Source organism: Methylobacillus gramineus, assembly GCF_020532675.1.
Classification (GTDB): Bacteria; Pseudomonadota; Gammaproteobacteria; order Burkholderiales; family Methylophilaceae; genus Methylobacillus; species Methylobacillus gramineus.
In genome coordinates this window covers 168,345-181,478 of record NZ_JAJAVE010000001.1, presented here as the reverse complement: position 1 = coordinate 181,478, position 13,134 = coordinate 168,345, and the positions used below count along the sequence as shown (strand labels likewise).

At 49.3% G+C, this 13,134-nt stretch carries 12 protein-coding genes and 1 riboswitch; of the genes, 4 read left to right on the top strand and 8 right to left on the bottom strand.

Annotation, left to right across the window (positions count from 1 at the left end):
- Positions 1 to 10 precede the first annotated feature (10 nt).
- The 4 genes from LG201_RS00865 to LG201_RS00850 all read right to left on the bottom strand — a co-directional run bounded on the left by LG201_RS00865 (position 11) and on the right by LG201_RS00850 (position 3,862).
- Positions 11 to 370 (bottom strand): flagellar protein FlaG, encoded by a 360-nt coding sequence (locus tag LG201_RS00865; protein WP_226770300.1) that lies wholly within the window; start codon positions 368 to 370, stop codon positions 11 to 13.
- 78 nt (positions 371 to 448) lie between these two features.
- Positions 449 to 1,249 carry a flagellin N-terminal helical domain-containing protein gene (locus LG201_RS00860; protein ID WP_226770299.1) on the bottom strand — a complete coding sequence of 267 codons (801 nt, stop codon included), beginning with the start codon at positions 1,247 to 1,249 and terminating at the stop codon, positions 449 to 451.
- A 484-nt stretch (positions 1,250 to 1,733) separates the two neighbouring features.
- Positions 1,734 to 2,378 (bottom strand): response regulator, encoded by a 645-nt coding sequence (locus LG201_RS00855; RefSeq protein WP_226770298.1) that lies wholly within the window; start codon positions 2,376 to 2,378, stop codon positions 1,734 to 1,736.
- A gap of 47 nt (positions 2,379 to 2,425) precedes the next feature.
- On the bottom strand, positions 2,426 to 3,862 hold the full coding sequence (locus LG201_RS00850; RefSeq protein ID WP_226770297.1) for a PAS domain-containing sensor histidine kinase: 1,437 nt from the start codon (positions 3,860 to 3,862) through the stop codon (positions 2,426 to 2,428).
- Positions 3,863 to 4,062: 200 nt separating this feature from the next.
- Here LG201_RS00850 and LG201_RS00845 point away from each other — a divergent pair, with 200 nt between their 5' ends.
- The 4 genes from LG201_RS00845 to LG201_RS00830 all read left to right on the top strand — a co-directional run bounded on the left by LG201_RS00845 (position 4,063) and on the right by LG201_RS00830 (position 9,698).
- Positions 4,063 to 6,090 (top strand): TonB-dependent receptor plug domain-containing protein, encoded by a 2,028-nt coding sequence (locus tag LG201_RS00845; RefSeq protein WP_226770296.1) that lies wholly within the window; start codon positions 4,063 to 4,065, stop codon positions 6,088 to 6,090.
- A gap of 27 nt (positions 6,091 to 6,117) precedes the next feature.
- On the top strand, positions 6,118 to 6,513 hold the full coding sequence (locus LG201_RS00840; protein ID WP_226770295.1) for a type 2 periplasmic-binding domain-containing protein: 396 nt from the start codon (positions 6,118 to 6,120) through the stop codon (positions 6,511 to 6,513).
- Positions 6,510 to 7,181 carry a di-heme oxidoredictase family protein gene (locus tag LG201_RS00835; RefSeq protein ID WP_226770294.1) on the top strand — a complete coding sequence of 224 codons (672 nt, stop codon included), beginning with the start codon at positions 6,510 to 6,512 and terminating at the stop codon, positions 7,179 to 7,181. Before LG201_RS00840 ends, LG201_RS00835 begins: the two co-directional genes overlap by 4 nt.
- Positions 7,182 to 7,375: 194 nt before the next feature.
- Positions 7,376 to 7,474, top strand: a riboswitch (TPP riboswitch).
- A 67-nt stretch (positions 7,475 to 7,541) separates the two neighbouring features.
- Positions 7,542 to 9,698, top strand: coding sequence for a TonB-dependent siderophore receptor (locus tag LG201_RS00830; RefSeq protein ID WP_226770293.1), 2,157 nt, complete (start codon positions 7,542 to 7,544; stop codon positions 9,696 to 9,698).
- Between the two features lie 35 nt (positions 9,699 to 9,733).
- On the opposite strand, the gene LG201_RS00825 is transcribed toward LG201_RS00830, so the two are convergent.
- From LG201_RS00825 to adh, 4 genes are all read right to left on the bottom strand, one after another.
- On the bottom strand, positions 9,734 to 10,270 hold the full coding sequence (locus LG201_RS00825; RefSeq protein WP_226771893.1) for an AAA family ATPase: 537 nt from the start codon (positions 10,268 to 10,270) through the stop codon (positions 9,734 to 9,736).
- 2 nt (positions 10,271 to 10,272) lie between these two features.
- On the bottom strand, positions 10,273 to 10,881 hold the full coding sequence (pnuC, locus tag LG201_RS00820; RefSeq protein ID WP_226770292.1) for a nicotinamide riboside transporter PnuC: 609 nt from the start codon (positions 10,879 to 10,881) through the stop codon (positions 10,273 to 10,275).
- A 169-nt stretch (positions 10,882 to 11,050) separates the two neighbouring features.
- On the bottom strand, positions 11,051 to 11,425 hold the full coding sequence (locus LG201_RS00815) for a DUF779 domain-containing protein (protein ID WP_226770291.1): 375 nt from the start codon (positions 11,423 to 11,425) through the stop codon (positions 11,051 to 11,053).
- Between the two features lie 114 nt (positions 11,426 to 11,539).
- Positions 11,540 to 13,060, bottom strand: a complete 1,521-nt coding sequence (adh, locus tag LG201_RS00810; protein ID WP_226770290.1) for an aldehyde dehydrogenase — start codon at positions 13,058 to 13,060, stop codon at positions 11,540 to 11,542.
- Positions 13,061 to 13,134: the final 74 nt, after the last annotated feature.

Genomic DNA, 13,134 nt, shown 5'->3' with positions numbered 1-13,134 from the left:
CAAAAACAACTCAGGCTGTTTGCCTAATCACCAAACCTTGCAATTTACCCAGAGTCTTCGCAATCTGCAGTACCTCTTCATTCGGTATCTGCCTTAATACTTTCTGCGTTTCTGAATCAACTACTTTGACTACCACCCTGCCTGAATCATTATCAGTTGAAAACTGAATCGACTGCATCACAGGAGAAATAAATTCATTAATCTGCTTTACAGCAGACTCTACATTTTCTTGACTAGCCTCAGGAGCAGGTTTCTGCTCAGCTTGCTTATTCCCTGATACACCAGACACCGGAACCAGCGGCTGTGCACTTTTTTGCAGTCCTCCCAAGCCAGAGGTTTGAGCATAAGCATCTAAATTAACAATAGCCATTTCATGACTCCTTAAGAAATTCCCGTAGCACCTTGCGATACTACGGGTCGTCTCTATTTATATATCACCTTAAGCGACTTAACCTCTTAACAAACTCAGCACATTGTTAGGCAGGGAGTTGGCTTGGGCCAGCATCGCAGTACCTGCTTGTTGCAGAATTTGACCACGGGTCAGGTTGGCAGTTTCCGCCGCGAAGTCCGCATCCAGGATTCGAGACTTGGCAGCAGATTGGTTTTCAACCGAAACCTGCAAGCTGCTGATCACTGATTCAAAGCGGTTTTGTACCGCACCAAGAGTCGCACGATTGGTATTGGCAGTATCAAGTGCAGTATCAATGGCAGCCAAGGCTGTGTTGGCAGTAGTTGCGTCCTTGATGTCGCCACTGATGCTCGACGCTGCAGTCGCGCTCACTGAAATAGTCTGGCCACTATCTGCACCTACCTGGAAGGTCATCGCTGTAGAACCAAACACTGCACTACCGTTGAACTTGGTATCACTACCAAGGCGGCCAATTTCTGAAGCCAGTTGTTGGAATTCAGCATCCAGGTTTTCACGGTCACCACTACCATTGGTTGCATTGATGGACTGAACAGCCAGTTCACGCATACGTTGCAGCGCATCAGTCACTTTACCCAGCGCACCTTCAGCTGTTTGAGCAAAAGAAATCGCATCATTCGCGTTACGGATCGCAACGGTTTGACCACGCACCTGTGCATCCATACGAGTTGCAATGGAAAGACCAGCAGCGTCATCTTTAGCGCTATTAACACGCAAACCGGAAGACAGACGTTGTAATGAAGTATTCAGGCTGGATTGCGAAGTATTGAGGTTACGTTGCGCATTCAGGGAAGCCAGGTTGGTGTTGATAATTGCAGCCATTTTTGATTCTCCTTCAGATTTAGTTAATGTCAAAAACAACGACTAAGTTGCTTTTGGTATCGCTTGACAGCCTTGAATCTCACTTCTGTTAAGACTGTTATCGGTATAGCTGGGAGAAAATTTAGCTTATTGCTGCAACTTCTTTTCTCTCTGCCATCGCCTGATTGCAATGCCATGCCCCTGATGTCGGCTTGATCATTTAAATCTTTAGAGCGGCCTCCTTTTTATCAACAAATTACACCACATTATTAATTAAATTCAATTACTTAAAATTAAAAAATTAAAAAATTAAAATTTAACCCTAAAGTTTTTCACACCGCAAAATCCTGTAAACACCTTAAAAATAAATATACAGATACTTGGAATGCGACCATCTTAACCGCGGAGGACAACAGGCAATTGAAATAAAAGGCAGGGGAAAAAGGGCTAAATCGTCAGTTAGTCTGCAGACTAACAAGGAGGAGTTCTAGTCAGGAATGGTAGATTAATCGTCAACAAGGTTATTTTTGATGGCGTAATGCGTCAACTCAGCGTTATGCCGTAAATTCAGTTTTTCCAGCAGCCGGGTTCTATACATACTGACAGTTTTGACAGAGAGTGAAAGATTCTCGGCTATATCACTTACCGCGAGGCCGGAAGCTATCATGGTCAATGTCTGGAACTCACGATTGGACAGACTCTGATGCAATGGCTTGTCTATATCACCCCCTACCTGCTCAGCCAATGCATACGCCACTTCTTCACTAATGTATTTTTTACCTTTCGCCACAGTACGAATCGCCGTAACCAATGAATCGGAAGCAGTCTGTTTGCTTAGATATCCTGAAGCGCCAGAACGAAGCGCACGAATGGCATAGGCATCTTCTCTATGCATGGAAAGCATGAGAATCGACACTCGGGGGAAATCCCGCTTAATGATTTTGCACGCTTCAATACCGCTACGATCAGGTAGCGAGATATCCAGCACCATGACATCCAGGCCTTTAGTCGCAGCAAGCTTGATGGCCTCGCCAGCATTCTTGGCATCCGCAATCACCTGAATATCTTCAGTTTCTGCAAGAATCTGCTTTAAGCCCTCACGCAAAATAGCGTGATCATCAGCAATAATGACGTTGATCACTTGCGACATTTTATTTTTCTTCCTGCCCTATCTGCACAATATTATGCATATGCCGATTAACCTGCGATCACAGGTAATGTGGTGGTGACGATTGTACCCCCTTGCAAGCCTGCATGCACCTTACACTGACCAGATAAAGCCACTGCACGCTCGGTCATGCCCCTCAAGCCGAAAGCATCAGGCTTCAATGCATCCACCGGGGCAATCCCAATCCCATTATCCATCACGCGCATCACAATATAGTCAGCAGAATATTCCAGTGTGATTTCCACCTGGGTTGCCTGGGCATACTTGGCGATATTCGACATCGCCTCCTGGCAGATCCTGAACAAGGTAATTGCATATTCCGTTGATAGCGGAATCTCGGCGTGACTGCTGACAAAATCACAAGAAATACCAATTTGTTCGGAAAACTGCACCGCCTGCCATTCCAGTGCCGCCACTATCCCCAACTCCAGCACATTAGGACGCATATCGCTTGCAATACGGTGTGCCGCTTCAAAAGTATCATTCACAATCGACTCAAGCTGGCGTACTTTAGCCTGTAACACATCCTGCTCAGGTCCAAGGCGCTTGATGATAGACGACAAGCCCAGGCGGATAGCGGTCAGATTTCCGCCCAAGTCATCATGAATCTCGCGCGCAATCTTGAGACGCTCTTTTTCCTTAATCTGCGCCATATGCGCAGAAAGCTCTGCAAGTCGCTGATGTGATTGCCTGATCGCCTGCTGCTCCTGACGACTCTGCGTAATATTGGTCATGATGCCCTCCCAGAAAATGGTGTCATCCTCCATTTTTCTTGGGCTTGCACGCAAGTTAATCCACTTGATATCTTGCCACTCTTCAATCCAAAAGCGCCCGGTCCAGTTAAATACACTCAAGGTCTTGGCAGATTTGCGCAGACTTTTCTCATATCCGGCAAGATCATCCGGATCCAGCATGGACTGGAAAAGAGCTGGCTGCTTGATGAACGTTTCAGCATCCTCACCCAGTAATGGTTTGCACGCATCACTCAAATAAAGGAAAACAACCGCCCCATCCTTATTCATGCGTGCCTGATAGACCACCCCAGGGGTATTGGAGATCATGGCACTGAGTTTAGACTCGCCTTCATTCAGAGCGTGCAAGATGTGCTGACTGAAGGCACGTCCATCCTGCAGGACAATTAATCGTTGCTGCCCTCCCAACGTCACCATCAACATGCGGAATTGATCAAAATACATACTGATATCAATCAAATACGCCGTTAAATCAACCAGTACATGGTGTTTTTCCACTGACTGCAGCAAGGCCTTAATCAGCGGCTGATCCAACGCCATCAATAAATCATCCGATCGGCTACCAGAAGCATAGCTTGCTTCGCCATGCACGATTGTAGTCACAACTTTTAAACTCACAGGGTCTATGACATAGACATCGTCCAGTGAGCTGTGCGCTGCGGCTTCAAGATACTGGCGAATTTCAGATAAAGGTGGCACGGAAAGACCTTTCATAATATCCAGCCAAGCCTACCGAGATCAGGCCACTATTTCAAGCCGATCATGATCTCTCAACGCATTAGCCCCCATTGATCCAGGAGTGTTGTATTTCGACCAATGTCTCTTGGCTAAAATACGTTATATATTTACAAATATAATGAATTATTATTTAATCCCGCCTTTGTTTCAATTCGTTACCAATATCGGGGAGCATCATGTCGAACTACATCAAACCGCTAACACTGGCGGTACTGACTACATTGTCGGTCAACTCACATATGGCGCAGGCCGAGGTAGCGCCTTATACATTGGGTGAAATCAATGTCACGACTACTAAACAGTCAGAAGATACAAGACTCTCTGGCGACACCATCAAGCAAGAGGAAATGCGGCTATTCAACCGGGAAACCGTAGGTACAACCCTTAACACTTTGTCTGGGGTCAGCATGACTCAGGGTGGTCAGCGCAATGAACAACTGGTGCAATTGCGTGGTTTTGATTTGCGTCAGGTGCCTGTGTTTGTAGACGGAATCCCGATTTACGTCACCTACGATGGCTACGTTGACCTTGGGCGTTTCAACACTTTTGATCTATCCAAGATTCAACTGTCCAAGGGATTCAGTTCCACTCTCTACGGCCCAAACACATTGGGCGGCGCAATCAACCTAGTTAGCCGTAAGCCAACGAAAGAGTTTGAAGGCAGTATCACTGCAGGCATAAAAACTGACCGCAACCTCAAATTCAATGGCTATGCTACGGATGTCAACATAGGTGGTAATCACCAAACATGGTACTGGCAAGCCAACACCTCATATGTGGACAATGAGCGCTCCCGTATGTCGAGCGATTACAAACCCAATGCGTATGAAAATGGTGGAGACAGGGAACGCGCCTATAACAGGGACGGAAAAATCAACCTGAAAATCGGCCTGACCCCAAGCGAGGGCAATGAATACAGCCTGAACTATATCAATCAGCAAGGCATGAAAGGCAGTCCTGTATACGCCGGCAGCGACAGAGGCCGAGGGGCTAACTACTGGGATTGGCCAAAATGGGATAAGGAAAGTCTGTACTTCATTTCACGTACCACTTTTGGCGACAGCGCCTACCTTAAAGTCCGGGCTTTCTATGACAAGTTCAAGAATGTATTGGAAAGTTATGACGATGCCCGTTATGCCACGATGACCAGAAACAGTTCATTCACCAGTATTTATAATGATGACACCTATGGTGCCAGCGCCGAATTGGGTTTCGATATTGCCAAGACCAATACCCTGAAGTTCGCCGCACACTACAAGCATGACAAGCACGAAGAGCACAACAAAGGAAACCCGGTTCAGACGTTTGAAGATCGCACAATTTCATTGGGTATTGAAGATACCCATCACTTCACAGAGAAACTGAGCTTGGTGACGGGTGTTAGCTATGACAAACGCGAAACTATCAAGGCCGAAGGGCTGAATAATGCAAATCAGATTTACGATTTCCCGAATGGAGATGCTCATGCGTGGAACCCTCAGGCTGGTTTGTTTTATAAGCCAACAGCTGATAGCGACATTCACTTGACCGTAGCCAGAAAGAGCCGCTTTGCAACCATGAAAGACCGGTTTTCCGGCCGTTTCGGTCGAGCAGTTCCCAACCCTGGTCTAGATACAGAAACAGCAACCCAGTATGAACTGGGCACCGGTGCTTTTGTGCTGCCAGCATTGAAATTGCAGGGTGCGGTATTCTTTATTGATACCAAAGACATGATCCAGTCTGCCAGCTTGCCAAATTCTGCCTGTTCCGCAGGTGGAGGCCAATGCTTCCAATTCCGCAATATTGGCAAAGTGGAAAGCCAGGGTATCGAATTAAATGCCACCTGGTTTGCACGTGATGATATTGAATTGGGTGGTAACTACACCTTTATCAACCGTGACAACCTCAGCAATGACCAGCGCTTGACCGATGTGCCCCGTCAGAAGCTCTTTGCATACGGAAAATGGAGAATAAACAGTGCCGTGCAAGTGTTGGCAAGTGCCGAAGCGGCATCATCGCGTTATTCCCGCCAGAACTCCGCTGTCACGGATTGGCTGTCAGCCAAGGGTTATACGACTGGCAATATCAAGGCCATGTACGCAGTCAATGCTGATTGGTTTGCGGAGGCGGGTATCAACAACATTCTCGACAAAAACTATGCATATACTGAAGGCTTCTATATGGAAGGCCGCAATATGTTCGTCAACGTCACACGCAAGTTCTAAGCAATTAATCACCAGACAGGAAACCCAATGGCCAGCGCTCTCACTATCAAGGCAGCATTGCGCTGGCCGATCCAAACTCTCTTCATCTGGCTGATGCTCCTCAGCCAGATGTCATTGGCAGACACGGCCAAAGTCGTCGTGATGACAAGCTATCCCCAGGAGGTCGTTTCGCAATTTGAAGCAGCCTTCGAGAAGCAATATCCGCAATACAAACTGGAAGTGCTCTGGCGCCAGTCGCGTGATGCAATGGCGTATTTCAAATCAGCACATCATCCTGTGGATGTTTATTGGACTCCAGCGCAACGCAACTTTGTCCAACTGGAACAGATGCATGCTTTCCAGCCTCTCAATATACATCTTGAAGGCCTGCCAGCCACACTGAATGGCTTCCCGTTGCGTGAAGAATATACATTGCCATCATGAGCCAAGCGCCTAATACTGAAGGCGCGCGCGCATTTGCAAGTTTTATCTTGTCTGATCGCGGGCAGCAATTGCTGTTTCACCCGGATATTCGCAAACTACCGATCAAACCATCCGTCTACCGCAACAAACCTGAAGGCTATTTCAATCCCTTTGAAAACAACCCAACGTTTATTTACAACGGTCGCAAAGGGCTGACACGGCAGATGCAGCAAATGGAATTTTATCATCTGGCTTTGGCGGTTCCACAGTCTCGCCATCAGCAAGACCCCTCAGTCCAACGGGGAAAATTCCTTTTTATTCAATCACAATGCGCTGCCTGCCATATCCCGCAGGTCACCACTGGCGACTTTCCGCAACTATCCGTGTTATCGGGAAAAACCATCATGCCTTACAGCGATTTTTTACTTCATGACATGGGGCCAGCTCTGGCTGATGGCAGACCAGACTTTCTGGCTTCAGGCAGTGAATGGCGAACGCCACCATTATGGGGAATCGGGTTGGCAAACACCGTGGATGAACAAGCAGGGTTTCTGCATGATGGACGCGCGCTAACCCTGCTGGAAGCCATCCTGTGGCATGGCGGAGAAGCTGAATATGTCAAGCAGCAAGTAAAGGCGATGCCAGCGCAAGACCGACAATCCTTGATTGATTTTCTTTATTCGCTTTAAAAAATAAAAGCGCGAGTACAAAGGCGCAATAGATCAAACTAATTGGGCAAAAAATGAGCAGGAAAATATAGTTTTCATGGCTATGCCAACTTAAAATATCTTTAATAAACAGTTACTTGCCTGATATTCGCAATATCCAATTCCGTTGGTGATGGGAAAAATTGGCGTTTGCTACACATTCTTTGTTAGTATACGGTCAACGCTAGGGGTCCTGAAGAGCCAATCTTCGGGTGAGATATACCCTTGAACCTGACCTGGATAATGCCAGCGTAGGAAAGCGCAAAGCCCCTCAAGGTCTATTTCCCCGAGAATCTTTGTCTGTTCCTGCGCGTGCTTGTCCTCAACGCGAGTGAACACACAATGCCTGCTTTTTCTTTCCGTCAAAAACTCAGCATGCTGGCCGTCGCCAGCACATTTGCACCTGCTGCGCTAGCCCAGAACGTCGATGCCGACGATACCGCATTGCCAGAGGTGGTCGTCAGCTCCGCACCTGCTAATGGCGTGGCACGTCGCGCCAGCGTCGGTGGTTTTTCCGAAACATCCCTGCTGTCAACGCCAGCTTCTATCAATGTCATCACGCAGGAGCAGATGCAGGATCGCAGCGTGCGCTCAGCAAGCGATGCCGCGAAGTGGGATGCAAGCGTGCAAAACTCATATAACGCTGTTGGTTTGGCAGACTGGTTCTCAATCCGCGGCTTTGTACTGGACCAGGGTGCCAACTATCGCAAGGATGGCATGGTGATTCTTGCGCAGGCCATGGTGCCAATGGAAAACAAGGAGCGTATCGAGATCCTGAAAGGCCTGGCGGGGATGCAGACAGGTATAGCCGCGTCAGGCGGCATGCTGAACTACGTGACCAAGAGACCCACCGATACCCCGCTACGCTCTGCGACATTCGAAGTACGTGAACGCGGCACGGTATATAGCGCGGTGGATTTGGGTGGACGGTCCGAAGATGGTGTTTTCGGTTATCGCATCAATGCAGCGGCAGAAGACATCAAGTCATATGTGGATGGTTCAACTGGCAATCGCAATTTCATTTCAGGCGCATTTGATTTTCGCCTAAGCCCACGCGCGCTGTTGCAAATTGACCTGGACTATCAGCACAAGTCGCAACTCACCGTGCCAGGTTTCCAGTTGCTGGGGCCTCAGCAGCGCATCCCGACAGGTATCCGCGCCAAGCAGATGCTTAATGATCAAGCCTGGAGTCGGCCTGTTGTTGATGACAGCCACAATATTGGCCTGAAATTCAACTACGAGCTTAATGACAACTGGCGCACCATCTTGCAAGCCAACCAATCGACCTTGCATCGTAATGATGCCGTGACCTTGCCTTCCGGCTGTCAGGCACAGGGCCTGATCACCGGCTATTGTAGTGATGGTGGCTATTCCATGTACGACTTGCGCCGCAAGAATGACAAGCGCTCGATCAGGACAACACAAACACTGCTGCAAGGCAACTTCACGACAGGGAATGTGCACCATGACCTGACAACAGGTGTTTCCACGCTGAACCGTCGTGACAGCTTTGCCGACTACGTGTTCAACTATGTTGGCGAAAGCAATATCTATAACCCGGTCTATTACGACAATTTTGCGCTTACTGATGTCAACCCAGTTCACTTACGTCGCAAGGATCAAGAACGCGCGTTATTCGTTCAGGATGTGATGTCCTTGACCGACCAGCTCAAACTGCATGCCGGCGTGCGCTATGTACAACTCAAGCGCGATCAGTTCAACTCATCAGGTGTTGTGACGCGCCATACGGATGACAACTTTGTCTTGCCAAACGTCGCATTGGTCTACAACGTACAGCCAACACTGGCGGTTTACGGTTCATATGCGCAGGGTCTTGAACCAGGCGGCGAAGCACCGACTGGTACCACCAACGCCGAAGTCATCATGGATCCCAGCAAGTCCAGGCAGGTGGAATTCGGTGTAAAAACAGACGTGACAACCGATGTCAGGCTGTCTGCTGCCGTATTCCAGATCAAGCGCAAGAATGAATATGTAGATGCCACGCCAACCTATGTGGTTGCTGGCACACAAGTCAACCGCGGCCTTGAATTTGCGGCACAGGGTCGTATCACACATGGCTGGATGCTGGGTACCAGCTTTACTGCATTGCAGGCAAAAGCTGAAGGCACAGACGATGCGCGTATCGAGGGCAAGCGAGTGGGTAACGTACCGAGATTCAAGTCAGCAGTGTATAGCGAATATGCATTGCCAGGCCTGCCTGCCCTCAAGCTCAATGCAACGTGGATTTACTCGACCAGCAAGGTCTTCGCTCCGAGCAACGAGATTGCGGAGTTGAACAAAACAGTAGACGGCTATCACGTGGTGAATCTGGGCGCACGCTATATGGCCAAGCTCGGCAATACGGCAACGACCTTCCGCTTTGGGGTGGACAATGTGTTCAACACATTCTATTGGGGCGATGCATCAAGCTCATTCGGCGGCTACCTGATTCCAGGGGCGCCACGCGTTTTCCGTTTGTCGGCACAAATCGATTTCTAATCGATACCAATAAAAAGCCACCAGCAGGTGGCTTTTTATTGCACTTCGTCCAGTGATAGACCATCAGATAAATAGTCAACGATTTGCATGACGCGCTGTTGCAAACTGCCATCGACCAGTCGGTATGCAATGCCAGCATCGTACAGTTTGCGCATCAGTTGGATGTGAATATGTTGGCGCACTACGTCGGATTCGCGTTGCAGCCCATCCGCTACCCATGGCGTGGTCGGTGCAGTGACGATGGTCGCACCATAGTCATGCTGTGCTGCCAGCATAGCAAGTTCGGCATCAACGCCCCCAAAATAATGTTCACTGTAAAGCGCCGTCATCAGCGGTGAGGTATCGCAGAACAGCAGGCGATTGGCGCGCGATTCGCTTTCTTCCTCGCGTTCACGCTGTGTGGTGGCGATCAGCAATTGTTCCTCGGCATATGGGGTACGCTGACGTGTCTCGACAAATTCGCGCAAGAATTCGGCTACCCAAATTGTCTGGTAATGCGCGGCAAGCGCCGCTGCCAATGTGGATTTTCCAGTGGACTCTGCACCGAGAATGGCGATACGCAGAATGGGCATGCTCACGATAAGACCACTCTTGCCGGCAGGGATCGTTTCCAGGCACGCAAGCCCAGCACTGCAAGCAGCGCAAACAAGCCGTATAGCACCGCTGTCAGGTACAGATGCTTGTGCAGGTACAGACCAATATAGAGGCCATCAATGAGAATCCACATATGCCAGTTTTCCAGTGTTTTTCGCGTGAGCAGGAACTGGGCAACTAGGCTACCGGCGGTCAGGAAGGCATCAATATGCGTGACATCGCTATCCGTGAAAGTGTGCAAGAGCATGGCGATGATGGCATAGGCGACTAGCCAGACCGCGGCAACAAGGTACCAACCGTTGCCAGACAGCTGCGTGACGTTCACGCCCTGGTGATCACGCCCGCCAAACAGCCATTGGTAAGCGCCCCATAATGACACCGCAATGAAGACGAACTGCAGCACCATGTCGCCATAGATTTTTGCGCCATAAAAAACGACAACATACAAGCCGGCAGAAGCGATCGCAAACAGCCACGCCCACGGCGATTGCCGGATGTTGAGCAGTACCATCACGATGGCGAGCAAGAAGGAGATGATTTCGAGCAGTGAGGTATGGATCAAACCGAACAGTAGCAGTGAATCGTTCATGCAATGGCGTAATGTGAGGGGTTAATTAATCGCTGCATTGCAGTCTACTAGATACGGTGTATTTGTTCGCCAGTTGTTTGCAGCGACAGGGCTTGCTCAGTAAGTAAACACAAGGTGCAAGGCTGCCCAGCCAAATATGCAGCGGTACCGACATCAATCAACACACGGTTCATCTCCCACACTGCTCTACCGGCTCAAGATCCTGTAACTCCTCATCGGTAAACAATCGCGACCTGATCAGGAAGTGTTTGCCGGTCGCCTGTTCCAGAGAAAACATCCCACCATGCCCGACGATGACATCCAGGGTTAAATGCGTATGCTGCCAGTATTCAAACTGGGTTTTATTCATGTAGAAAGACACATCGTGCACTTCGCCGACCTTGACGTCAGAGGTGCCCAGCAAGAATTCACCCTCTTGCAAGCACATGGGGGCACTGCCCTCACAGCACCCACCAGACTGATGGAACATGAGGTTGCCATGCCTGGCCTTGAGTTCGTCAATCAAGGCTTTTGCAGCCTCAGTCGCTGATAACCGTGTACTCATACGTTCTCCTCAACATTATGTACTAGTGTAGAGAAACTAAAAGTGCGCAGTACCGACCTTGCATATAACAATGATCGGCAACTGCGCACACCAGACTACAGCGTGATGGCTAACTTAGAAGAAACCCAGCGCATTCTGGCTATAACTCACCAACAGGTTCTTGGTTTGCTGGTAATGATCAAGCATCATCTTGTGATTCTCACGCCCGATACCTGATTGTTTGTAACCACCAAATGCGGCATGGGCTGGATACAAGTGATAACAATTGGTCCAGACACGCCCGGCCTGCACGCCACGCCCAATACGGAAAGCACGGCTGCCATCACGGGTCCAGACACCAGCACCCAGGCCATACATGGTGTCATTGGCAATTTCCAGCGCCTCGGCTTCATCCTTGAAGGTGGTCACAGACAACACTGGGCCAAAGATCTCCTCCTGGAAAATCCGCATCTTGTTATTACCCTTGAATACCGTAGGTTCAATGTAATATCCTTCGCCCAGCTCACCCTGCAACTTGGTAGACTTGCCGCCAGTCAGCAGCTCAGCGCCCTCTTCAAGACCCAGCTTGATATAAGACATAATGATCTCGACCTGTTCGCTCGAAGCCTGCGCACCGATCATGGTCGACTTGTCCAGTGGGCTACCCTGCTTGATCGCCTTCACTCGCTTGATGGCACGCTCAATGAACTGTTCGTAGATAGACTCCTGGATCAGCGCACGGCTTGGACAGGTACAGACCTCACCCTGATTGAGGGCAAACAAGGCAAAACCTTCCAGGCACTTGTCGAAGTAGGCATCATCCTTATCCATCACGTCTTCAAAGAAGATATTAGGCGACTTGCCTCCCAGTTCCAGTGTCACTGGAATCAGGCTTTGGCTGGCATATTGCATGATGAGGCGACCCACGGAAGTGGATCCGGTGAATGCAATCTTGGCAATACGTGGGCTGGTAGCCAAGGCCTTACCGGCTTCCACACCAAAACCGTTCACCACATTCAGTACACCTGGTGGCAACAGATGGCCGACAATCTCCATCACAATCAGGATGGATGCAGGCGTTTGCTCCGCGGGCTTCATGACAATGCAATTACCCGCTGCCAATGCAGGTGCAAGTTTCCATGCTGCCATCAGGATGGGGAAATTCCAGGGAATAATCTGGCCGACAACCCCTAACGGTTCATGAAAGTGATAAGCCACGGTTTCATGGTCAATTTCACTGATTCCACCCTCTTGGGCGCGTATACAGCCGGCAAAGTACCGGAAGTGATCAATCGCCAGTGGAATATCTGCCGCCATGGTCTCGCGGATAGGCTTGCCATTGTCGATGGTTTCGGCAATTGCAATCGTTTCCAGATTGGCTTCCATCGCATCTGCAATTTTCAGCAGGATATTGGCACGGTCCGTACCTGACGTCTTGCCCCATGCCTCTTTGGCTGCATGGGCTGCATCCAGTGCCAGGTTCACATCCTTGTCGCTGGAGCGCGCAATCTGGCAGAACACCTTGCCCGTGATCGGGCTGATATTATCGAAATACTCGCCATTCACCGGTGCAACCCACTTGCCGCCAATATAGTTATCGTATTTGTTTTTGTACGGAACCTTAATACCTAGACTCTTTAAACTATCCAGACTCATCCCACACTCCTCCAAGAGTTATTGATAATGATGGTAGCAATTGCCACGAATTATGATGCACGCAGATTAAAGCG